Origin of the sequence: Lentzea sp. DG1S-22 (assembly GCF_036321065.1) — a bacterium.
GTDB classification, from domain to species: domain Bacteria; phylum Actinomycetota; class Actinomycetes; order Mycobacteriales; family Pseudonocardiaceae; genus Lentzea; species Lentzea jiangxiensis.
Genome location: NZ_CP143276.1, coordinates 5,028,929 through 5,050,011 on the forward strand (window position 1 = coordinate 5,028,929; position 21,083 = coordinate 5,050,011).

The window sequence follows — 21,083 nt, forward strand, 5'->3', positions numbered from 1 at the left end:
TTGTCAGCCTCCGACGAACAAACCGGCGAGCCACTGGCCGATGTTCGCGCCAGCGTCGGTCGTGACGGCGAGGCCGATGATGGCCAGAGCGACGATCACGCCGCCGAGGCGGCGCATGACGCCCGCGTTGTCGCCCTTGCCGCCGCCCAGCCACAGGAGCAGGAGCGCGACTGTCAGCAGGAGCAGCGGGACGATGTTGTCCAGGATCCAGTTCCGGACATTGCCTGTGCCCGGCACCGTCGGCTGCTGCTGAGCGAGTGTCACCAGGTCCATGGCGGTCATTTCTTACTCCAGAGTGCGCGGGGGCTGGCGCTACGAGTAGAACACGAGTTCGTCACGACGTGTGGGGCTGTTGCTGCGGGCTGTTGATCAACTGGCCGTTCCCCCTGGGGAGAATTACGTCTAATCTGGCCGACACATCATCACTGAGGAGACGTCAGTGGGGAACACCCGGCCCAAGATTCTCTCCGTCGCCGACAAGGTTCACCCGACTGCGGACGCGCTGGTCACCCACAGTGCGTGCGTCCTGAACCCGCGCACGTGCACACTCATGTGAATACCCTGAACGGCCGGTTCGCGACCCCGCCGCGGGTGCGGCCCGGAGCGACGACTCCGAGGAGATTCGCCCATGCTCGAACCTGACCTCGTGCCGGACGGAAGTGTGGACGGAATCACAGCCTCCCCTAGTGCTCCAGGCGTGGACGAGCCTACCGGGCAGACCCCGCAATCCCGGCGCCGGGTCCAGCGGACGATCAACTTCGACCGCTCCGTGCTCGAGCGGGCCCGTGCGGCGGCCACCTACCTCGCGTCGTACGAACCCCAGGCGGGGGTGCGGTCGCTCGCCGACATCGTCAACCCGGCCGTGCTGGCGTACGTGACGGAGCTGGAGGAGCTCTACAACGGCGGGGAGCCGTTCCGGCCGGTGCTGCGGATGCCGTCGGGGCGGCCGGCGAACCGGTGAAGCCCGGCGACCGGGAGGTCACCGGGCCGCACGACCGGGCGGACGGTCACGAGGTGCCGGAGATCCTCCAGAACCAGCCGGTCGAGGCGTAGTCGGGCCCGACCGCGCCCTTGCCCCAGAAGTAGTCGTCGTAGTTGCCGAGCCCACCGGTCGCCGGCAGGTACACGCCCATGGTCGCCCAGCGCACGGACGCGGGCTGCGTGTCGATGCTGGCCTGCGCCCACGCGTCGCGGACCTTCATCGGCTTGTTCCACCACAGGAACGGCGAGCGCCACATGTAGTGGCCGAACTTGCCGCCGTGGTTGGCGGAGTTGTAGCTGACCGTGGTGAAGCTGTTGATCTGGTGCAGGCCGCGGAACGCCTGGCCCCAGCGCTGCGCCCAGTTCTGGCCGCCGGTCGAGTCCTCGAGGACGAGGCAGGTGAAGAGGCTCATCCACTCGACGTCGCCGTTGCCCCAGCGCGCCTCGGTGTTCGAGAGCTTGGTGTCGTTGTGGTTCGAGCAGCCGGTGAAGTAGAAGCCGGTGCCGCTGCCGTGGCCCTGCCAGTACGTCAGGTCGACGTCGTCGGCCCAGCGCGTGTCCTGGCCGCCCGCGAAGGCCGGGTCCTTGAAGTCGCTCTCCCACGCGTTGTGGTCGAGCCAGCTGAACGCCTGCGGGATGCCGTGGTTGCCCGCCTCGGTGTTGAACGTGCCGATGTTCGCGACGGTGTTCGGCAGGCCGGAGCAGGTGCCGGTGCCCTCGCTGCCGACCTGGGTGCCGCCGGCCTGGACCTCGGACCGCGCTTCGGGGCGCGGGGACTGCGGCGGCTGCGGCACGGGCAGTTCGGCGCCGACCGCTGCGGGCAGGGTGATGGCCTGCGGGGCGCCGCCGTCGGAGTCGCGGCCGGTGCAGCGGAAGGACGGCTCGATCCTGTCGACCCCCTGCTCCAGCGGCGGTGCGACGTAGACGTAGGAGACGTCGGGCTTCACCTCGGCGCCCAGGTACTCGGCGCACAGCTTGGCTCCGTGCGCGAGGTCGTTCACCTTGACGGTGCCGGCCTCGTCGTAGGTGCGGGTGGCGTGGCTGACCGCCGTCACGCCCTGCGCGTCGAACGAGACGCGGATGTTCGCGCCCTCGCCCTCCAGCGGCAGGCCGCCGAGCTGGAACGTGTACGACACGCTCGTGTCGAGGTTGGCCGTGAGTGCGTTGCGGCCGTTGGGGTCCGCGAGCTCGAACGTCGTGTGCTGCGCGGTCGGCGTCGCGTTGGCGGGCAGGACACCGGCGGCGCGGAGCCCTTCCTGGGCGCGCTTGGTGGCCTCTTCGGTGGAGATGGTCCTGATGCGCTTCAACGCTTCGGTGTCGAGCGCGGTCTGCGTGGTGGCGTTGCCGTCCTCGTCGGGCTTGCCCTGTCCTTTGTCGACGGTCGGCAGGTACTGGTAGCGGCGTTCGTCGGCGAACGCCACCGCGCCCGCCTCAGACCTCTGGACGTCCTCGAGGCCGAAGGCCCGTTGCAGCCTCTGGGCCTGTTCCTGGTCGAGACCGGAGCTCGTCACCCCGTACACGGGCAGCTCCGTGGCATCGGCGTGCGCGACACCGGCCGCCCCGGCGGCGACGAGGCTGGACAGGGCCAGCACCACCGTCAGCTTGCGTTGCATGTCTTTTCCCTCCCTGGGTGACGGCCGGCTGCAGGGGCCGGCCGTCTGACAGGAGGATCGGGTGTTCCCGCCCGTGATACAGGGAGTGGCACGGCGCCCCGGACGCACCACCCGAACGGCCGAAGTTCTGTAACACCCTTGGCGCGGCAACGAACCTAGAGGCGGACAGCTGGGTACTTGATGCCCGCTCCGGTGTTCAGCACGACCACCTCGTCCCGCGCTCCGAGCCAGCCGGACCGCCGGAGGTCCCGGACGGCGCTGATCGTCGCGGCGCCCTCGGGGCACAGGAAGACGCCCTCGCGTCGCGCGCACTCGGCCCGGTCGGCCTCGATCTGCTCGTCGGTCACGGCGATCGCGGTGCCACCGGTTTCCGCGATGGCACGCAGGATGATGAAGTCGCCCAGCGGCTTCGGCACGTTGATGCCGAACGCGCTGGTGTAGGCGTCGTCCCAGAACGCCGACTCGGCCCGTCCCCCGTCGAACGCCCGGACGATCGGCGCACAGCCGGTGGACTGGACGGCGACCAGGCGCGGCAGCTCCCCGTCGATCCAGCCGAGCTCGCGCATCTCCAGGAGCGCCTTGTGGATCCCGATCAGCCCGACACCGCCGCCGGTCGGGTAGACGATCACGTCCGGCACGCGCCAGCCGAGTTGCTCGACGATCTCGTACCCCATCGTCTTCTTGCCCTCGATGCGGTACGGCTCCCGCAGCGTCGACGCGTCGAAGAGGTCGACGTCCGCGATCGCCTTGCCGGCGTCGGCGATGGTGCCCGGCACGATCCGCAGCTCGGCGCCGCTCGCCTCGACCTCCTCGCGGGTGATCAGCGGGGCGTCCTCGGGCATCGCGATGACGCTGCGCAGACCCGCGCGGGCCGCGTACAGGGCCCAGGCGGCGCCCGCGTTGCCGTTGGTCGGCATCTTGATGCCCTCGATGCCGAGCTCCCTGGCCCGCGCCACGCCGACGGCCGCGCCCCGTGCCTTGAACGAGCCCGTGGGGACGAGCGACTCGTCCTTCATGAGGATCTTCGCGTCCAGCTCCCGGCTCAGCGCGGGCAGCGGCACGAGCGGCGTCATGCCCTCGCCGAGGCTGAACGCGGGGTCGGGGTCGCGGACCGGGAGGACGTCGCGGTAGCGCCAGAGGCTGTTGTCGTCGTTCGGCCGCCGCACGCGGGTGAGGTCGTAGCGGGCCAGCAACGGCGAGGCGCACTCGTGGCAGAGGTTCTGGACGGCGTCCGCGTCGTGTTCGCGGCCGCAACGGGCGCATTCCAGGTGCGAAAGCATGACGTCATGCATACAGGCGGATGAGCCGGCATGTAAGCCGGATCCTGTTCGTGGGACCGAGGTCCCAGTCGGCGGCCATCCATCTGGGCCTGCCGTCGCCGGCAGGCTCTAGCGGCCTACCCGCGAGCATCGGGCGGGCAGCCCTCGAACGCTCGCGCAGGCACTCGCGTGCCCTCTTGGCCTTGCTCCGGGTGGGGTTTACCTAGCCGCCCCAGTCACCTGGGGCGCTGGTGGTCTCTTACACCACCGTTTCACCCTTACCCCGGCTGACGCCGAGGCGGTCTGTTCTCTGTGGCACTGTCCCGAGGGTCACCCCTGGTTGCCGTTAACAACCACCCTGCCCTGTGGAGTCCGGACTTTCCTCGACGCTCGCGCGCCGCGGCCGCCCTGCCGACTCATCCGCAGCCCGAGGATATCCCAGCGGCTGGAACCGGTTGTCCACCGGTGCGGACGTTGGTTGACTTCGCCCATGACACGACGTCGCCACGTCGACCACGGCCACGTGGCAGCAAGCCTGTGTTGCCTCCGCTGAGTGCGTTCTCACCGTCCGCGACCTCGGGGAGCCCTGTCATGTCCGATCTGCTGATCATCTCCGGCGCACCGTCCCACTCCGCGCCCACCGGCGTCGTCGTGGCGCACGTGACCGGCGTGCTGCGGGCCGCCGGGCACCGCGTCACCCTGCTCGACGTGCGCTCGCTGCCCACGTTGTCGCTGCTCACCGAGGACCTGCGGGACCCGGAGATCGCCTCCGCGGTCAGCAGCGTGCCGGCGGCGGACGGCGTGGTGGTCGCCTCCCCCGTCTACCGCGCCGCCTACAGCGGTCTGGTCAAGGCGTTGCTCGACCTGCTGCCGAAGAAGGCCCTGCGCGGCCGGGCCGTGCTGCCGCTGGCGACCGGCGGCAGCCAGGGCTTCCTCGTGGCGATGGACTACGCCCTGCACCCGTTGCTCGCCGCGAAGGGCGCCGACCAGGTCGTGCGCGGCGAGTTCGTGCTGGACCGGAACGTGCGCACCCCCGCGGCCTCGGCGGCCCTGGACGCGGCGGCCGACCGCTTCACCACGGCCCTGACACCGCGCCTGCGCCGCGTCAGCTGAGGTGCGAGGTGTCGTTGACCAGCTTCACCGAGGCGTGCCCGTCGGGGTAGAACTCGGCGATCGACACCCCCGTCAGGTCGAGGTGCATCCGGAACAGGAACTGCGGCCCGACGTCCAGCGCCTGGCGGAGCAGCGTCTTGATCGGCGTGACGTGGCTGACGACCACAATCGTCTTGCCCCCGTACTTCGCAATGATGTCCGCCCGGGCCTTCCTGACCCGCGCGTGCACCTCGTCGAAGCTCTCCCCGTTCGGCGGCTTCACGCTCGTGTCGCCCAGCCACCTCCGGTGCACCTCGGGGTCCTGCTCGCTCGCCTCGGCGAACGTCAGCCCCTCCCACGTGCCGAAGTCGGTCTCGATCAGCCCCTGGTGGGTGACGACCTCGAGGTCCACCGCGTCCGCGACCTTCCGCGCGGTCTGCTGAGCCCGCTGCAGCGGCGACGAGATGACCGCCGCGATGCCGTCCAGTGTGGACAGCCTCTTCGCGGCCCTCTCCGCCTGCTCCAGCCCGAGCTCCGTGAGCGGGTGGTCACCCCGTCCGCTGTAGCGGCGGTCGACCGACAGCTTCGTCTGCCCGTGCCGCAGCAGGATCAGCCGTGTGGGCTCCCCCACAGCGCCGCTCCAGTGCGGCTGCCGGGCGCCCTCGGCCTTCTCGGCCTTCTCCGTCTTCTCGTCGTCCATGGCCTCGTTCGCGAGCCGGTCGGCCTGCTTGTTGCGCTCGCGGGGGATCCACTCGTACGTGATCGCCTCGAACGCTTGGGCGAGTGCCTGAGCTTCCTTCGCGAGAGGCTGCATCGAGGGGTGCTTGATCTTCCAGCGCCCGGACATCTGCTCGACGACGAGCTTCGAGTCCATCCGCACCGCGACCGTCTCGGCGCCGAGCTCCCCGGCAGCCCTGAGACCGGCGATCAGCCCCTGGTACTCGGCCACGTTGTTGGTGGCGACCCCGATGAACCCCTTGCGCTCGGCCAGCGTCTCGCCGCTTCGAACGTCCCTGACCACGGCCCCGTAACCAGCAGGTCCGGGGTTGCCCCGTGACCCGCCGTCGGCCTCGACGATGACCTTCACGGGGCCGATCGTAACCCCGCGTTCAGACCCCTCCCGGCACCCTGTATCCTGTTCACATCAGTCTGGGTGGCGGAATGGCAGACGCGCTAGCTTGAGGTGCTAGTCCCCGCAAGGGGGTGGGGGTTCAAGTCCCCCCTCGGACACAGATGAAGGGCTCGTCCTGCGGGACGGGCCCTTTTGCTTTGCCGCTGCACCAAGCCCGGGTAACCCCGCCTCGCCGGACGCCGATGATCCGGCATGCGCGCAACAGACGACGCCGGCGTCGTGCTCAACGCCGAGTTCGAGATCGAGCCGGACGGCGACCACCTGGCGTTGGTCATGAGGAGCGCGGGCGGCAAGGTCAACGGCAGTCCGCACGGCCGCAACCACCAGTACAACCTCGTCCTGGAACTCCTGCTCCGCCGCCTTCGCGAGCGCGGCGGAGCACTGGAGAGCGGCGTCGTGGACTCCGCTCAGGTCAAGCACCTGCCCGAGGCGGAACGCACCATCGTCGGCTCACGGGTCGTCCTGGCCGCGACGCCCGACATCGGGGCGTTGCGCAAGGAGCTGGGCCGCGCGCAGGGCAAGATCGGCAAAAGCGGCGACGCCACCGAGCAGATCCGGCTCAGGCTGCGGGTGCCCGGCTACGCCGCCGACGACGCCGACCGCCTGGCCACGGATCTCGCGAAACCCGCCGACCGCGGCAAGGCACCGGACGCGCTGGTCCTGCTGCGCTCCCTCATCGGCGATCCCATCGAGACGGTGACCGGCAACGTGAACACCATCATCGAGGCCGAGCAGAAGCGGGTTCTGGTCACCACCGACCGGTCGCCGCAGGGGCAATGGGTCGACGTCCGCGACGTCGAGGCCGGTTTGGAGAAGCTGTACGCGCAGGGGTCCGTGCTCGTGAACGTTGGCGAGCTCGGTCACCGCTCCGCGTTCGTAGGCGCCGTGCTGGCGACCATCCCCGGAACGGTCGTCACCCTCCGACCCGCCGTCGTGACGTTGCACGACCCGGAGTTCCCGGTGCGCATCCGGAAGTTCGCCGTGCTCGACGGGACCGCACAGGTCACGACCCGCAAGGAGCAGAGGGAACTGCGCAGGCTGCTGCTCGGCGGCCGGACCTCCGCACCCTGCGACCTGTGCGGACACCACTACCCGGAGGAGTTCCTCGTCGCGGCGCACATCAAGAAGCGTTCGTTGTGCACCGACGACGAGCGCAACGACCTGACCAACGTGGCGATGCTGGCCTGCAAGTTCGGTTGCGACAGCCTGTTCGAGACCGGTCACGTCACCGTGGACGACACCGGTCGCGTTCTCGCCCGGTTCGAGGACGGATTCGGCGGCCGGCTGCGCGATCACCTGGGCGAGCTGCACGGCCGTCGTTGCGGGGCACATCGCACCGGTTCCCGGCAGTACTTCACGTGGCACCGCGACAACGTCTACCGCGGTTAGCGACGAGGGCCTTGTCGTGCAGGAAACAAAAGGGCCGCCCGGCTGGGCTGCCCTTCGCGCGAAGCCCGGCTCTACAGGCCCGACTCCGAGGTGCGGACCAGGATCGCTCCGCACTCCTCGCAGCGCACGACCTCGTCGGCCGCCGCCTCCTTGACCTTCGAGACGGCGCTGCGGTCCAGCTCGATGCGGCACGCGCCGCAGCGGCGGGACTGGATGAGGGCCGCGCCGATGCCGCGCTGCTCGCGCTGGCGGTCGTAGGCCTTCAGCAGGTCGTCCGGGAAGCCCTTGGCCATCACCGAGCGGTCCGCGGTGCGGCGGGTCTCGGTGGCCTCCAGGTCGGCCAGGGCGGCGTCGCGGCGGCCCTGCGCGTCTTGGAGCTTCTCGCCCGCCTTGGCGAGTTCCACCCTGGCGAAGGAGACGTCGGCCTCCACCGCCTCACGGCGTTCCATGAGCTCCAGGAGGTCGTCCTCGAGGATGCCCTGGCGGCGCTGGAGGGTGGCGAGCTCGTGTTCGAGGTCGGTGAGCTGCTTGGCGCCGACGGAACCGGACTGCATCAGCTTGCGGTCGCGCTCGCCGCGGGCGCGGACCTGGTCGATCTCGGTCTCCTGGCGCTTCACGTCGCGGTCGAGGTCGCCCAGGGTCGTCTCGACGGCCACCAGTGCGTCCTGCTTGGCGCGGACGAGCTGCTCGGCCTCGGCGATCTCCGCGATCTCCGGCAGCGTGCGGCGACGGTGGGTCACACGCGCCAGTTCGGCGTCGACCTGGGCCAGGTCGAGCAGCCTGCGCTGCACTGCGGGATCGGCTTTCACGCATGTCCTCCTGCTGCTGTGCTCGACGCGCCGACGGTCCACGGGTCGGTCCGGCGGGTGGAGACGAGTACGTCGACCCTACCGCCGACGGCCGCGCGCAGGATCTCGGCCGCCTGCTCGCACCACGGCCACTCACTGGCCCAGTGCGCCACGTCGACCAGCGCGGGGCCGCCGGACTCGACGTGCTCCAGGGCGGGGTGGTGCCGGAGGTCGGCCGTCACGTACGCGTCGACGCCCGCTCGCTTGACCGCCTCCAGGAAGCTGTCGCCCGCTCCGCCGCACACGGCGACGCGCTTGACCAGCCTGTTCGGGTCGCCCGCGGCGCGCACGCCCTGCACGGTGGCGGGCAGGGCACCGGCCACGCGCCGGGTGAAGGCGCTCAGCGGTTCGGCCTCGGGCAGCTCTCCGATGCGGCCGAGGCCGGTGCCCTCGGGTTCGGCCGGTTCGAGCGGGCCGGTGACGGTGAGGCCGATGGCCCCCGCCAGCGCGTCCGACACACCCGGCAGCGCGCTGTCGGCGTTGGTGTGCGCGCAGTACAGCGCGGCGCCGCTGCGGATCAACCTGTGCACCAACGCGCCCTTGGGGTCGTCGGCGGGAACACCGTTGACGCCCCGCAGGAGCAACGGGTGGTGCGCGACCACGAGCTGCGCGCCGACCTCGACCGCCTCGTCCACAACGGACGAGGCGGGGTCGACGCAGACCAGCACCCTGGTGACGTCCTCGGCCGGGTCACCGCAGACCAGGCCCACCGCGTCCCACTTCTCCGCGGTCTTCGGCGGATACGCGGACTCCAGGACCGCGATCACGTCGGCGAGCTTCACGCCAGTTCCTCCATCACTACCCGCAGCGCGTCCACGAACACCGCGAACTCCTCCGGTGGCCGGATCGCCACGCGCAGGTACGTGTCGTCGAGGCCGGGGAACGTGTCGCAGCGGCGGACCGCGATCCCCTTGTCCCGCAACGCCACGCGCGCGCCCCGAGGCGCCTTGACCAGCAGGAAAGGCGCCTTCGGCGGCACCACGACCAGGTCTTGGAGCTGCTCCAAGGCGTACGCGGCGTGCTGTTCGGCCTCCTCCGCGAACCGCGCGGACTCCTCGAGCGCGTAGGGCTCGCAGCACGCGGTGATCGCTTCCAGCGTCAGGCTGCCGACGGGCCAGTGCGGACGGCCGTGGGCCAGGCGGCGCAGGGTCTCGGGGTCGCCGAGGAGGTACCCGGCGCGCAGGCCGGCGAGACCCCAGGTCTTGGTGAGGCTGCGCAGCACCAGCACGTCGGGGTCGTGCGCGAGCGACTCGGGTTCACCGGGAACGGCGTCCATGAACGCCTCGTCGACGACCAGCCGGCCGGGCAGCGCCTTGAGCGCGGCGGCCTCGTGCAGCACGGACGTCGGGTTCGTGGGGTTGCCGATGACGGTGAGGTCGGCGTCCGCCACGACGTCGCGCAGGCGGAAGTCGCCGTCGAGCAGCACGTGCTCGACCGGGATCCCGGCGTCGCGGAACACCACCTCGGGCTCGGTGAAGCCGGGGTGGACGATCGCGGCACGGCGGGGCGCGAGCTTCGGCAGCAGCGCGAAGCCCTCGGCGGCACCGTTGAGCAGCAGGACCTCGTCAGGCGAGCGCCCGTGGCGGCGTGCGACGGCCTCACGGGCGCGCTCTTCTGCCTTGTGCGAGGGGTAACGCCCGAGCTCGCCGAGCGCCGCGGCCAGCCGTTCGCGCAGCCAGGCGGGCGGGTGCGGCACCCGCACGTTGACGGCGAAGTCGGCGAGGCCGGGTGCGGCGTCGACGTCACCGTGGTGGCGCAGGTCTGGGCTGGTCATCGCGCGGATTCTAGGCGACCGGCCCAGAGCGCCACGTCACTGCATGTAGCGGCGGAGCTCGGTGAGGTGGCTGATCAGCTCGTCCAGCTGGAACGTGTCGAGCTGCGCGGACTCACCGGGCGGGGTGCGGAAGCAGACGCGACCCTTCTCGTTGAGGTACACCTCGAACGCACGACGGCGCCCGAGGGCGTCGGTGCACCCGATGATCTCCCGTTGCGGGGGCACGTCGGTACCTGTCTGCATGGGCGGCCTCCATGTCGTTTGTCCGTACATCTTGCGACAACGGTTGAGCGTTACCGTGCGGCGGTGCTCAGCCTCCGGCGGACAACGTGATCTCCCGAGCCTACTTGTGCGTGGCGCCCGGCACCGGAGGAACGGCCTAGGCTGCGCGGCATGCACGTCTCCTTCGTCTGCACCGGCAACATCTGCCGGTCCCCCATGGCGGCGCTCGTCTTCCGCGAGTGGCTGTCGCGGGAAGGGCTGTCGTCCCGGGTCCGGGTGTCGAGCGCCGGCACCGGCGGCTGGCACGTCGGCGACCCCGCCGACCCGCGGACGTTGAAGGCGTTGGCGGCCAACGGGTATCCCGTCGACCACGTGGCCGCGCAGGTCGGGCCGGAGCACCTCGACGCGGACCTGCTGGTGGCGCTGGACGCGGGTCACGCGCGGGCGCTGCGCCGGATGGTCGGCCCGGACCGCGTGCGGCTGCTCCGCTCGTTCGACCCGGACGCCGACGGCGCGGACGTGCCGGACCCCTACTACGGCGACGAGGCCGGCTTCGACGAGGTGCTCGTCATGACCGAGGCGGCGATGCCGGGGCTGGTCGCGTGGGTTCGCGAGCGGCTCTGAGGACGAAGCGCCAGTCACCCCGGGCGACCGCGGCCGAGGCGGCCGGCCTGCGCTGGCTGCGGGTCGACGGCGGCCCGCCGGTCCCGTTCGTCCACAGCGCGTCCGGGGGCGAGCTGGTGATCGACGAGATCCCCCACGGCGAGCCGGATCTCCAGGCGGCCGTGACCTTCGGGCGCCGCCTCGCCACCCTGCACCTCGCCGGCGCGGACGCGTTCGGCTCACCACCGCCCGGCGGTCCGCGCGAGGCCACGATCGGCCTGGCGACCCTGGTCAACGAGCCCGCGCCGGAGTGGCCGGAGTGGTTCGCGTCACAGCGGATCGAGCCGTACGCGCGGGAAGCGGGCATCGACGTGGGCGAGGTGTGCGCGAACATCCGGGAGCTGGCCGGTCCGCCGGAACCGCCCGCACGGCTGCACGGCGACCTGTGGAGCGGCAACGTGCTGTGGGGCGCCGACGGGCAGGTGTGGCTCATCGACCCGGCGGCGCACGGCGGACACCGGGAGAGCGACCTCGCGATGCTCCAGCTGTTCGGCTGCCCGTTCCTCGACCACGTGCTCGGTGCGTACCGGGAGGTCGCGCCGCTGGCCGACGGGTGGGAGGAGCGGGTGCCGTTGCACCAGCTGTTCCCCCTGCTCGTGCACGCCGTGCTGTTCGGCGGTGGGTACCGGGCGCAGGCCGTGGCGGCGGCTCGGACGGCCTTGCGGTGACGCCGTCGTCACCGCCCACGCCGCTGTGAGCAGGGTCAAGGCGTACCTGCACAGCCATCACGACGACGAGGGCGACGTCCGCGTCAGGGTCGAGGAGGACGACGACGTCCTGGTCCTGCCACGCGCCGCGGTCGAAGGTCGAACTCTTCGCCCAGATCCTCGCTTACATGGCCGCCGGCCACGGTGTGTCCGTCGTACCCGCCGACGCCGAACTGACCACGCAACAGGCCGCGGACATGTTGAACGTGTCACGTCCGTACCTGATCGGTCTGCTCAAGGCGGGCGAGATCGAGTACCGCATGGTGGGCAAGCACCGCCGCATCAAGGCTGCGTCCCTGGTGGAGTACATGCGCTCGGACGACCAGCGGCGGCGGCGGGCCGCCGACGAGTTGTCAGCGCTCACGCAAGAGATGGGCATGGCCTGAGTGAGCACTCTGCGAGACCTGCTGATCCGGATCGCGGCAGCAGGTCTCGTCCAGGCGAAGTGGACTGAACAGATCCTGGACGAGGTGTTCCGCAACATCCGGAAGAACCGGCCGGACCTGTCCGAAGCGCAGCTGGGACAGGCCCGTTCGCTGATGCTGATCGCCGTCCGGGACTGTCTCGTGACCGGGTACGAGCCGCTGGTCCCGGCACTCGACCTGCCTGATCCGGACGACCGGCACGTGCTCGCGGCGGCGGTCCGGGCTCGCGCCCGGGTGATCGTGACGAACAACGTCAGGGACTTCCCACCGGAAGCCCTTCAGCAGTGGGACATCGACCTCAAAGACGCGGACGACTTCGTCTGTGACCAGATCGGGCTCGACGCCAAGGTCGTGTGGAGCTGCGCCCAGCAGATCGCGAACTCGTGGCGGACCCCTCCCGGGACGATCGAGGACGTCCTCGTCTCCCTCGAACGCTGTGGCCTGGTCCAGTCGGTGGCCGAACTCCGGGCGCTCCGAACAGTCATCTACCGTGAAGACGTGCGGTTCAAGTTCCTCCTCAAGCCGGGCTGGCTGGCGCTGACCCTGGCCGTCTGGGTGTTCGCGGGCGCCTGCGTCTACCTCCTGTCGCCGTGGCAGTTCGGCCGCAACGACGAGCGTCAGGCGCAGAACTCCGCCATCACCAAGTCGCTGGGGAGCGACCCGGCGCCGTACGGCGGGCGGCACGACGAGTGGCAGAAGGTCGAGATCAAGGGCCGCTACCTGCCGGAGCTCGAGGCGCTCGCGCGGCTGCGCACGGTCCAGGGCGAGGCGGCGTTCGAGGTCATCACGCCGTTCGAGACCACCACGGGCCGCAAGGTGCTGATCGACCGCGGGTACGTGCGGCCGGTCAACGGCATCAAGCCGCCGGACTTCGCGGCACCGCCGACCGGCGAGGTCACGCTCGTCGGGCTCGCGCGGCCCAACGAGTCGAACGACCAGCCCGCCTTCGAGCAGGACGGCCGCAGGCAGATCTACTCGATCAACAACGACGCGGTCGGCCAGGGCATCGAGCCCGGCTACTTCCAGCTGCTCGAGGGCCAGCCGGGCGTGATCGCCTCGCTGCCGCTGCCCCGGATCGAGTCCGGGCCGTTCTTCTCCTACGCGCTGCAGTGGATCGCGTTCGGCGTGATGGCGGTCGGTGGCTGGCTGTACTTCACGATCCGCGAGGCGAAGCCGGGCGGGGTGCTGCACGAGAGCGGCGCGAAGAAGCGCAAGAAGTCGATCGCCGAGCTACTTGCGGAAGAGGGCGATGAAGGCGCTGACGACGCCCGCCCCGAACCCGACGACGCGGGACAGCTCCACGGCACGCGTCACGTGCCCTGAGTCCGGGTTGCGGCCGTGGCCGAGCACCGGGCGTTCCTCGACGCCGTGCGCGTAGGCGGTGCGGCCGCCGAGCCTGATCTCCAGGGCTCCGGCGAACGCCGCCTCGACCTGGCCCGCGTTGGGCGACGGGTGCGCTGACGCGTCACGGCGCCAAGTCTCCAGCGCCTGCGAGGCCGAGCCGCCGACGACCGGGGCGCCGCCGACGGTGAGCAGCGCGGCCAGCCGGGAGGGCACGAGGTTCAGCAGGTCGTCCAGGCGCGCCGAGGCCCAGCCGAAGCGCAGGTAGCGGGGCGAGCGGTGGCCGACCATCGCGTCGAGCGTGTTGGCCGCCCGGTACCCCAGCAGCCCGGGCACGCCGGAGACGGCACCCCAGAACAGCGGTGCCACGACGGCGTCCGAGGTGTTCTCCGCCACCGACTCGACGGTCGCGCGCGCGAGGCCCGTGGTGTCGAGCCGGGCCGCGTCGCGGCCGCACAGGTTCGGCAGCCGGTCGCGGGCCGCCTCGATGTCGCCGCCCGCGAGCTCACGGCCCATGGACGTGCCCTCGGTGGCCAGCGAGTTGCCACCGAGCACCACCCAGGTCGCCGCCCCGGTCGCCAGGGCCTGCGTCAGCCAGTGGCGGCGCGCGGCGCGTTCCACGGCCACTCCCAGGGCCACGGTGCCGCCCACGAGAACGGCGGAGTACACGGCACCGGCGGCCTGCGAGTCGGCGTACAGGCGCTTCTCCAGCGCCGCCGCGGTCGAACCGAATGCCGCTACCGGGTGAAATCGGCGTGGATCGCCGAACACCGCGTCCGCGGCCACGCCCAGCAACAACCCCAACGCGCGACCCGCGCCCACGGCATCCTCCCCAGCTCGTCGAAGGCACGGTAGCGCCGGGCCGGGACAGCGCGCGCATTAGGGTGGCCGGTCGTGGAGCACAAGCGGTTGAAGCTGTACGCCTACCTGGACGCGCGCGATCACCAGCGCACGTACCTGGCGATCATGCGGCTGTTCACCTCCACGCTGCTGGCCGACCTGTCGGCGGGCGAGGTCGCCGGGGCGCTGGCCGGGCAGGAGCGCGAGGGCCGCGTCGAGCAGGGCGAGTCGCGCATCGAGAACGTCATCAACCGCCTCAAGCAGCTGGTCGAGTGGGGCAACCTCGTCCAGGGCCGGCGCGAGGTCGTCGCGGCCAGCATCGCCGAGTTCCAGCACGGCAGCGTCCGCTACCAGGTCTCGAAGCTCGCCGTCCGCGTCCAGCGCGACGTCGACGAGCTGCTGCGGGTGCCGGAGGGCGCCCGCGAGGTCTCCCGCGAGCTGCTGCCCGCCATCGAACGCGGCCTCAACGAGCTGGGCGGGTCGCTGTCGGTCGCCCTCCTCAACGAGGGCGACAAGACGAAGGAGCTGCTCGCCGAACGCGTCACCACGCTGTTCCTGCAGCACGCCGAGCTCGCGGCGACCGTCCGCGACTTCTACGCCTACCTCGGCCAGGTCGTCACGAGGAACCACCTGGCGCCCGAGGAGATCGCGGGCTTCCGCAACCTGCTGGTCGAGTACATCCAGCGGGTCGTCGAGGACGTGCTGAAGTTCACGCCGCCGATCGCCGCGGCCCTCGCCGGTCTCGCGAAGGCCCGCGCGGAGCTGCTCAGGCTGCTCGGCACCGACCTCGGCCACCACGTCGAACGCGCCCGCGGCCGCACGCCGGAGGACTGGCAGGAGCTGACGGACTGGTTCGTCGACCGCCCCGGCCGCCCGAGCCAGGTCACGGCGCTGCGCGAGGCGACGGCCCGCGCGATCGGCAGCCTGCTGGCGAGCGTGAAGCGCGCGACGTCCGGGGGCGGCCTGCTGCCCGGCCGGCGTGCCGAACTGCTCAAGCTCGCGGCCTGGTTCGACAACTCCACCCGCGAGCAGGCGCACGAGATCTACGCCTCCGCGTTCGGGCTCTACAGCTCGCGTCACCTCTCCCCCGCGCCGGAGCACGACTCCGACAACGAACGCACGCCGTGGCGCGACGGCCCGGTCTGCGACGTCACCGTGTCGGTCCGCAGCAGGGGTGACCGCGGCGGGCGCGGCAGGCCGTCCCGGATCCTCGACGACCCGATGACCGAGCAGTCGCTGCTCGCGGAGGCCCGCGAGGCGGACGAGGTCCGCGCCCGGCACGTCGCCGAACTGACCCGGGCGGCGGGTGACCTGGAGAACACCACGCTCACGCACGGCGCGCTGGAGGTGTTCTGCGAGCTGCTGACGCTCGCGATGGCCCAGCGCGACTCCCCGCGGGACGCCGGATCGGCCAGCGACCCCGTGCGCGGCCTCGCGCTGGAGATCGCCCACGGCACCACGACCCGGATCAGGTCCGCCGCCGGGACGCTCACCCTGCACGACGCGACGGTGGCGCTGAAGCGATGAACCACCTGGACAACCTCTCCGAGATCGACGCCGCGAACGTGGTGCGGTGCGCGCGAACGTTGCTGCGCAGGCCTTTGCTGCGCTCCGACGGCCCCGACGGCGAGCTGCTGGGCCTCGTCTACCGGCACCGGGCGACGTTGCAGGACCTCTTCGCGGGCCTGCTCGGCTACCGGCTCGTCGTGGAACGCCGGTTCGCGCGCCTCTACAAGTCGGGTCCCGGCGAGGACGACACGCGCGGCGTGCTCGGCATGTCCCCGCGCGGCTACGCCTACCTGGCGCTGACGCTCGCCGTGCTGACCGGCACCGGCCGCCAGACGCTGCTGTCCCGGCTCGTCGCCGACATCCGTTCCGCCGCGGTGGAAGCAGGTATCGGCGCACCGGACGACGTCACCGAACGGCGTGCGCTCACCTCGGCCCTGCGCCACCTCGTCTCCCTCGGCGTGCTCCACGAGACCGAGGGTTCGGTCGCGCAGGACCTGCTGCCGCAGGAAGCCCTGATCACGATCGACACCGACCTGCTGGGCCAGCTCGTGACGGGCCCCGTCGGCGAGGCGCACAGCCCCGCCCACCTCGTCGAACTGGCGGCGCGTCCCGGTCCGCGCGGCGTCGAGCACGCGGTGCGGCGCAAGCTCGTCGAGACGCCGCTGGTGCTGTACGCGGACCTGCCGGACGACCAGGCGGAGTGGCTGCGGCGCAACCAGCGCAAGGAGACGGCGCTGCTGGAGCAGGCGTTCGGCCTGCACACCGAGTGCCGGGTCGAGGGCGTGCTGGCCGCCGACCCGGAGGAGTTCCTGACCGACCTGTCGTTCCCCGGCGTCTCGACGGTCGCGCGCATCACGCTGCTCGCGCTGCCCGAGCTCCTCGACGGCGAGGAGGAGGTCGCGCCCGCACGGCACGTCGTCACCACCGACCGCATCCGCGAGGTGTGCGCCGGTCTGGTCGAGGACTACCCCGCCGCGTGGTCGAAGCAGTTCACCGACGACCTCGACCGCCTGGTCGCCGAGGTGACGGAGCTGTTGCGCCGCATGGGGCTCGCCGTGAGGACCGACGAGGGCGCGTGGTCGATCAGCGCGGCCGCGCACCGCTGGCTGCCGTCACCCGACGGCGACCCGGAACGAGAACAACCCGAACCCGTTGTGGTGCGCGAAGTGCCGAGCTGGTCCCTGTTCGACGAGGAGAACGTTTCATGAGCAGGTGGCGGCTGCACCGCGGCGGCGTGGTCAACATCTGGCAGTACACCGAGCAGACGTTCGACTTCTCCGGTGGCCGCGCGATCTTCCAGGGCACCAACGGGTCCGGCAAGTCCCGCACGCTCGAGCTGCTGCTCCCGCTGTGCCTCGACGGCGACCTGCGCCAGCTCGGCTCGAAGGGCTTCGACACCGTCAGCCTGCGGCGCCTCATGCTGGACGACTACGACGGCGGCCCGAACCGCATCGGCTACGCGTGGGTCGAGCTGATCCGCGAGGCCGCCGACCACAGCGGCAACGAGTACCTGACGTGCGGCCTGGGCGTGAAGGCGTCGAAGACCTCGCAGGCGATCACGGACTCGTGGCGCTTCGTCACGCCCCTGCGCGTGGGCGCGGAGCTGCAGCTCGCGGGCCCGGAACGCGTCCCGCACGGCCCGGCCCAGCTGCGCGACCTCATCGGCGCCGACTGCATGTTCGAGGAGCCCGCGTTCCGCGCGAAGGTCGCCGAGACGGTCTACGGCGTGCCCGCGGCCCGCTACGGCGACCTGCTGCACCTCCAGCGGACGCTGCGCAACCCGGACGTCGGCCTGAAGGTGCTGGAGGGCCAGCTGGAGCAGATCCTCTCCGACGCGCTGCCGCCGCTGGACCAGGCGATGGTCGAGCAGCTGGCGACGTCGTTCGACGACCTGGAGTCGATCCGCGAGAACATCGTGCGACTGTCCTCCGCGGACAGTGCGCTCGGCACGTTCCTCAAGACCTACCGGGACTACGCGTTCGGCGGTCTGCGCTCGGCCTCCGAACGGCTGGAGGCCGCCGAGAAGTCCGTGGCGAAGCTCCAGCGCGAGCAGGCGAAGCTGACGCGGGAGCTCGACGTCACGCGGGTGGAGCGCGCGGCGGCCGAGCAGGCCCTCGCCGACATGGAGACCGGCGAGCAGCAGGCCGAGGAGACCATCGCGGCGCTGAAGGAGCTGCCGGCGTTCCGCGACCTGCAGGACCTCAAGACGCGCGAGAACCTGGTGGCGGAGAAGCGTTCCTCCGCCGTCGCCGCTCTCGAGACGGCGCACCGCCAGCGCGCCCAGGAGGACGCGGCCGTCGACACCGTGCTGCGGCTGCTGCGGCGGCTGGCGGAGGACCTCCAGGCCGCGGACGCGCTGAGCGACCCGCTGCGCGAGAACCTGCGCCTGGCCGGCATGGACGCCGGCCTGGCGCCGGAGGTGCCGCAGGTCCCGGCGGCCGAGGCCACGACGACGACGGACTCCGTGCGCGCCAAGCCGGATCCCGAGGCCGGGCCGCTGCCGATCGAACGCCGCGTGCCGCCCGCCGCCGCCACCGAGGACGTGCTGGCCGCACTGGACTCGGTGGTCGACCAGGCCGCCGGCATCGCCTCCCTGGCACGTCAGCGGGGTGCGCTCGCCCTGGCGCTGCACGAGCAGGCGCTGGCCCTGGACGCGCAGCAGCGCGAGGTGGAGTCGTTGCGGCAGAAGGCCCGCGACGCCCAGCTCGGCGCGACCGAGTCGACGTCGCTGCGCAACCAGGAGGCGCAGGAGCTCGCCGAGGTCGTGCGGGCCTGGCTGGAGCAGGTCGAGGTGTGGGCGTCGAGCGGCCCGCTGCTCGACGAACGTCCCGCCGAGGCGCTGCGGCTGCCCGGGACCGCCGATCCGGCCGCCGCGAAGGAGCTGGGCGCGGCCGCACGCGAGTGGGCGGGACCGCTGGTGCGGAAGGCCCGCGACGCCGCGCACGCCTTCACGCAGCAACGCGCCGAGCTGCGCGCCCGCCTGGACGCGCTGGACGAGGAACTGGTCGGGCTGCGTTCGGGCAACGAGCGCGTGCCCGTGCCGGGGCAGTACGTCTCCGCGAACCGCGACGCCTCCCAGGGCGCGCCGTTCTACCGCCTGGTCGACTTCGCGCCGTCGCTGACCGACGCCGACCGCGCCGGGCTGGAGGCCGCGCTGCAGGCGAGCGGCCTGCTCGACGCCTGGGTGACGCTGGCCGACACCGAGCTGAACGACGTGCTGGCCGTGGCGAGCTCACCGGTCGGCGGCCGCACCCTCGCGGACGTGCTCGTGCCCGCGGTCGAGGGCTCACCGGTGCCGGAGGGGTTCGTCGCGGACCTGCTGCGCGCGGTGTCGCTGGACGACCGGGACACGTTGAGCCTCACCACGGACGGCGTGTGGCGCTCGGGCGTGCTGACCGGCCGCTGGACCAAGCCGGAGGCCGAGTTCATCGGCGCGGGCGCGCGACAGGCGGCCCGTGACCGGCGCATCGCCGCGCTCGAGGAGGAACTCGCCGATCTCCGTGCCCGGCTCGGCACCGCCGAGGACGAGCTGGCCCGCGCCCACGAGCACGTCGCCACCTGGGAGGCGCACCTGGCGGCGTTCCCCGGCGACGGCGAGCTGATCGCGAAGCACAGCCGTCTCCAGGCCGCCGAGGAGTCGGCCGCGCGGTCGCGGCAGCGCACGTTCGAGCTGCGGGAGGCGCTGGAGGACGCCGGTTCCCGGCTGGAGGCGGCGCGGTCCGAGCTGACCCGCCAGGCCGGTGACGCCGGGCTGCCCGCGGACACCGAGGCGCTGCGGCAGGCCCGCGCGGCCGCGGGTGAGGCCCAGCGGACCGCCGACCTGCTCGGCGACGCGGTGAGGAGGCGCTGCCGGGGAACCATTTCCGACCTCACCGACGCCTCGCACCGCTACCACGAGGCCGTCGCCGACCGGCAGACCGCGGAGGCCGACGCCGACAGCCGCTGCGTCGACCACGCGGCCCAGGCCGGCACCCTCGCCGAGCTGACCGACGCGGTCGGCGGTGAGGCCAGGGAGATCAGCGAGCAGCTCACGTCGCTGGAGAAGTCGCGCAGGAGGATGCGCGAGGACCTCAAGGGCGTGCGCGAGAGCATCACGACCGCGCGCGAGCAGGCGGCGAAGCTGGAAGCGTTGCTGGAGACCAACACCACGCAGGTCGCCGAAGCCGCCGAGGCGAAGCGGCGGGCGAGCGCCGACTTCACGGCGGCCGTGCGCGCGCCGGGACTGGTCGCGGCCGCGTTCCCGGACCGGGAGGGCGCCGACGACGAGGCGTCGGTGCGGGCGTTGATCGCGGAGACCCCGGACCGCCGCGGCGGCACCGAGGCGACCGTGATCGCGAAGCTGCAGGCGTTGCAGACCTCGCTGGCGGGAAGCCACGACATCGCCGCCGAGCAGCACGCGGGCCTGCTGACCGTGACGGTGACCGGCGAGGAGGGCGCGAAGCCCGTCGCCGTCGCCGCCCGCCAGGTCACGACGAAGCTGGCGGAGCAGCGCGGATTCCTCGACGAGCGCTACCAGGGCATCTTCGCCGACTACCTGATCCGCGACCTGGCCGAGTGGCTGCGCGGCCAGATCACCGTCGCCGAGGACCTGACCAAGCGCATGAACGAGGTCCTCGGCCAGGCCCGCTCCAGCCAGGGCGTGCACGTCAAGCTGGCGTGGAAGTCGTCCGGCGCCCTCGACGACTCGACGCGGCAAGCGCTTGCGCTCGTGCGGCTGCCGTTCGGCGAACGCACGACCGAGCAGGACGCCACGCTGCGCCGCGTCTTCACCGAGCGGATCGAGAACGAGCGCGACGCGCACTCCGGCGGCTACGCCGAGATCCTGTCGCGCGCCCTCGACTACCGCACGTGGCACCAGTTCACCGTGACCGTCGCCGACGCGGGCCCGGACGGCAACCCGCGCGAACGGCGGCTGCGGCAGCTCTCGTCCGGCGAGACCCGCCTGATCTCGTACGTGACGCTGTTCGCGGCCGCCGCGAGCTTCTACGACGCCGTGAGCGACGAGTTCGACCCGCTGCGGCTGGTGCTGCTCGACGAGGCCTTCGAACGCCTCGACGACCCGACCATCGCGCGCATGCTGGGCCTGCTGGTCGACCTCGACATGGACTGGGTGATCACCTGGCCGAGCGGGTGGGGCGTGTCCGACAAGATCCCGCGCATGCACATCTACGACGTGCTGCGGCCCAAGAACGGCCGTGGTGTCGCGTGCACGCAGACCACGTGGGACGGCGCGGCCCTGGACCGGGTCGACCCCTAGGAGGGCACCCGGCCCGTCGCGCGGCGCGATC

General features: G+C 71.8%; 19 protein-coding genes, 1 tRNA gene and 1 other RNA gene. 11 read left to right on the forward strand and 10 right to left on the reverse strand.

The window, feature by feature from the left end; translation table 11 throughout:
• Positions 1 to 3: 3 nt before the first annotated feature.
• A complete protein-coding gene (locus V1227_RS23115) occupies positions 4 to 282 on the reverse strand; it encodes a hypothetical protein (protein WP_176960163.1) in 279 nt (92 codons plus the stop codon).
• Positions 283 to 697: 415 nt separating this feature from the next.
• Between V1227_RS23115 and V1227_RS23120 the strand changes: the two genes are divergently transcribed.
• The gene (locus V1227_RS23120) at positions 698 to 961 is read left to right on the forward strand and encodes a hypothetical protein (protein WP_236220210.1); all 264 of its coding nucleotides are present in this window, start codon (positions 698 to 700) and stop codon (positions 959 to 961) included.
• 46 nt (positions 962 to 1,007) lie between these two features.
• Here V1227_RS23120 and V1227_RS23125 read toward each other — a convergent pair whose 3' ends face one another.
• The 3 genes from V1227_RS23125 to rnpB form a co-directional block, all read right to left on the reverse strand.
• Positions 1,008 to 2,594, reverse strand: a complete 1,587-nt coding sequence (locus V1227_RS23125) for a DUF6345 domain-containing protein (RefSeq protein ID WP_329787644.1) — start codon at positions 2,592 to 2,594, stop codon at positions 1,008 to 1,010.
• A 155-nt stretch (positions 2,595 to 2,749) separates the two neighbouring features.
• Positions 2,750 to 3,874: a threonine synthase gene (locus V1227_RS23130; RefSeq protein WP_329787645.1), complete on the reverse strand. Its 1,125-nt coding sequence runs from the start codon at positions 3,872 to 3,874 to the stop codon at positions 2,750 to 2,752.
• Positions 3,875 to 3,891: 17 nt separating this feature from the next.
• Positions 3,892 to 4,272, reverse strand: an RNA gene (gene rnpB / locus V1227_RS23135) — RNase P RNA component class A.
• Between the two features lie 172 nt (positions 4,273 to 4,444).
• Between rnpB and V1227_RS23140 the strand changes: the two genes are divergently transcribed.
• On the forward strand, positions 4,445 to 4,966 hold the full coding sequence (locus V1227_RS23140; protein ID WP_329787646.1) for an NAD(P)H-dependent oxidoreductase: 522 nt from the start codon (positions 4,445 to 4,447) through the stop codon (positions 4,964 to 4,966).
• On the opposite strand, the gene V1227_RS23145 is transcribed toward V1227_RS23140, so the two are convergent.
• Complete coding sequence (locus V1227_RS23145; protein WP_442916352.1) at positions 4,959 to 6,032, reverse strand: bifunctional RNase H/acid phosphatase; 1,074 nt, start codon at positions 6,030 to 6,032, stop codon at positions 4,959 to 4,961. The genes V1227_RS23140 and V1227_RS23145 overlap by 8 nt on opposite strands.
• 60 nt (positions 6,033 to 6,092) lie before the next feature.
• On the opposite strand from V1227_RS23145, the gene V1227_RS23150 reads away from it, so the two are divergent.
• Both V1227_RS23150 and V1227_RS23155 read left to right on the forward strand, forming a co-directional pair.
• Positions 6,093 to 6,175: transfer RNA gene (locus V1227_RS23150), tRNA-Leu, on the forward strand.
• A gap of 94 nt (positions 6,176 to 6,269) precedes the next feature.
• Positions 6,270 to 7,466, forward strand: a complete 1,197-nt coding sequence (locus V1227_RS23155) for a hypothetical protein (RefSeq protein ID WP_329787647.1) — start codon at positions 6,270 to 6,272, stop codon at positions 7,464 to 7,466.
• A gap of 71 nt (positions 7,467 to 7,537) precedes the next feature.
• On the opposite strand, the gene V1227_RS23160 is transcribed toward V1227_RS23155, so the two are convergent.
• From V1227_RS23160 to V1227_RS23175, 4 genes are read right to left on the reverse strand one after another with little or no spacing between them, the layout of a single operon-like run.
• Entirely contained in the window at positions 7,538 to 8,275 is a 738-nt protein-coding gene (locus tag V1227_RS23160) for a zinc ribbon domain-containing protein (protein ID WP_329787648.1), read from the reverse strand.
• Positions 8,272 to 9,096 (reverse strand): Nif3-like dinuclear metal center hexameric protein, encoded by an 825-nt coding sequence (locus tag V1227_RS23165; protein WP_329787649.1) that lies wholly within the window; start codon positions 9,094 to 9,096, stop codon positions 8,272 to 8,274. The genes V1227_RS23160 and V1227_RS23165 overlap by 4 nt, the downstream gene beginning before the upstream one ends.
• Positions 9,093 to 10,088: an Rv2231c family pyridoxal phosphate-dependent protein CobC gene (cobC, locus tag V1227_RS23170; protein WP_329787650.1), complete on the reverse strand. Its 996-nt coding sequence runs from the start codon at positions 10,086 to 10,088 to the stop codon at positions 9,093 to 9,095. The genes V1227_RS23165 and cobC overlap by 4 nt, the downstream gene beginning before the upstream one ends.
• A 36-nt stretch (positions 10,089 to 10,124) precedes the next feature.
• Positions 10,125 to 10,331, reverse strand: coding sequence for a hypothetical protein (locus tag V1227_RS23175; RefSeq protein WP_090104856.1), 207 nt, complete (start codon positions 10,329 to 10,331; stop codon positions 10,125 to 10,127).
• A gap of 150 nt (positions 10,332 to 10,481) precedes the next feature.
• On the opposite strand from V1227_RS23175, the gene V1227_RS23180 reads away from it, so the two are divergent.
• The 4 genes from V1227_RS23180 to V1227_RS23195 all read left to right on the forward strand — a co-directional run bounded on the left by V1227_RS23180 (position 10,482) and on the right by V1227_RS23195 (position 13,428).
• Positions 10,482 to 10,934 (forward strand): low molecular weight protein-tyrosine-phosphatase, encoded by a 453-nt coding sequence (locus V1227_RS23180; RefSeq protein WP_329787651.1) that lies wholly within the window; start codon positions 10,482 to 10,484, stop codon positions 10,932 to 10,934.
• On the forward strand, positions 10,913 to 11,641 hold the full coding sequence (locus V1227_RS23185) for a fructosamine kinase family protein (RefSeq protein ID WP_329787652.1): 729 nt from the start codon (positions 10,913 to 10,915) through the stop codon (positions 11,639 to 11,641). The genes V1227_RS23180 and V1227_RS23185 overlap by 22 nt, the downstream gene beginning before the upstream one ends.
• A 167-nt stretch (positions 11,642 to 11,808) precedes the next feature.
• Positions 11,809 to 12,066: a helix-turn-helix domain-containing protein gene (locus tag V1227_RS23190; RefSeq protein ID WP_329787654.1), complete on the forward strand. Its 258-nt coding sequence runs from the start codon at positions 11,809 to 11,811 to the stop codon at positions 12,064 to 12,066.
• Positions 12,067 to 13,428: an SURF1 family cytochrome oxidase biogenesis protein gene (locus V1227_RS23195; RefSeq protein WP_329787655.1), complete on the forward strand. Its 1,362-nt coding sequence runs from the start codon at positions 12,067 to 12,069 to the stop codon at positions 13,426 to 13,428.
• Here V1227_RS23195 and V1227_RS23200 read toward each other — a convergent pair.
• Positions 13,336 to 14,268: a cobalamin biosynthesis protein gene (locus V1227_RS23200; RefSeq protein ID WP_329787656.1), complete on the reverse strand. Its 933-nt coding sequence runs from the start codon at positions 14,266 to 14,268 to the stop codon at positions 13,336 to 13,338. The two genes, V1227_RS23195 and V1227_RS23200, sit on opposite strands and share 93 nt — an antisense overlap.
• A gap of 72 nt (positions 14,269 to 14,340) precedes the next feature.
• Between V1227_RS23200 and V1227_RS23205 the strand changes: the two genes are divergently transcribed.
• From V1227_RS23205 to V1227_RS23215, 3 genes are read left to right on the forward strand one after another with little or no spacing between them, the layout of a single operon-like run.
• Complete coding sequence (locus V1227_RS23205; protein WP_329787657.1) at positions 14,341 to 15,813, forward strand: DUF2397 domain-containing protein; 1,473 nt, start codon at positions 14,341 to 14,343, stop codon at positions 15,811 to 15,813.
• Positions 15,810 to 17,003 (forward strand): TIGR02678 family protein, encoded by a 1,194-nt coding sequence (locus V1227_RS23210; RefSeq protein ID WP_329787658.1) that lies wholly within the window; start codon positions 15,810 to 15,812, stop codon positions 17,001 to 17,003. The genes V1227_RS23205 and V1227_RS23210 overlap by 4 nt, the downstream gene beginning before the upstream one ends.
• The gene (locus V1227_RS23215; RefSeq protein WP_329787659.1) at positions 17,000 to 21,052 is read left to right on the forward strand and encodes a TIGR02680 family protein; all 4,053 of its coding nucleotides are present in this window, start codon (positions 17,000 to 17,002) and stop codon (positions 21,050 to 21,052) included. The genes V1227_RS23210 and V1227_RS23215 overlap by 4 nt, the downstream gene beginning before the upstream one ends.
• Positions 21,053 to 21,083 lie beyond the last annotated feature (31 nt).

Excerpts from the sequence above, each read along its gene's own strand:
- V1227_RS23125 (WP_329787644.1), bottom strand. The coding sequence starts at position 2,594 with ATGCAACGCAAGCTGACGGTGGTGCTGGCCCTGTCCAGCCTCGTCGCC.
- cobC (WP_329787650.1), bottom strand. The coding sequence starts at position 10,088 with ATGACCAGCCCAGACCTGCGCCACCACGGTGACGTCGACGCCGCACCC.
- V1227_RS23130 (WP_329787645.1), bottom strand. The coding sequence starts at position 3,874 with ATGCTTTCGCACCTGGAATGCGCCCGTTGCGGCCGCGAACACGACGCG.
- V1227_RS23210 (WP_329787658.1), top strand. The coding sequence starts at position 15,810 with ATGAACCACCTGGACAACCTCTCCGAGATCGACGCCGCGAACGTGGTG.
- V1227_RS23140 (WP_329787646.1), top strand. The coding sequence starts at position 4,445 with ATGTCCGATCTGCTGATCATCTCCGGCGCACCGTCCCACTCCGCGCCC.
- V1227_RS23215 (WP_329787659.1), top strand. The coding sequence starts at position 17,000 with ATGAGCAGGTGGCGGCTGCACCGCGGCGGCGTGGTCAACATCTGGCAG.
- V1227_RS23190 (WP_329787654.1), top strand. The coding sequence starts at position 11,809 with ATGGCCGCCGGCCACGGTGTGTCCGTCGTACCCGCCGACGCCGAACTG.
- V1227_RS23175 (WP_090104856.1), bottom strand. The coding sequence starts at position 10,331 with ATGCAGACAGGTACCGACGTGCCCCCGCAACGGGAGATCATCGGGTGC.
- V1227_RS23155 (WP_329787647.1), top strand. The coding sequence starts at position 6,270 with ATGCGCGCAACAGACGACGCCGGCGTCGTGCTCAACGCCGAGTTCGAG.
- V1227_RS23115 (WP_176960163.1), bottom strand. The coding sequence starts at position 282 with ATGACCGCCATGGACCTGGTGACACTCGCTCAGCAGCAGCCGACGGTG.
- V1227_RS23180 (WP_329787651.1), top strand. The coding sequence starts at position 10,482 with ATGCACGTCTCCTTCGTCTGCACCGGCAACATCTGCCGGTCCCCCATG.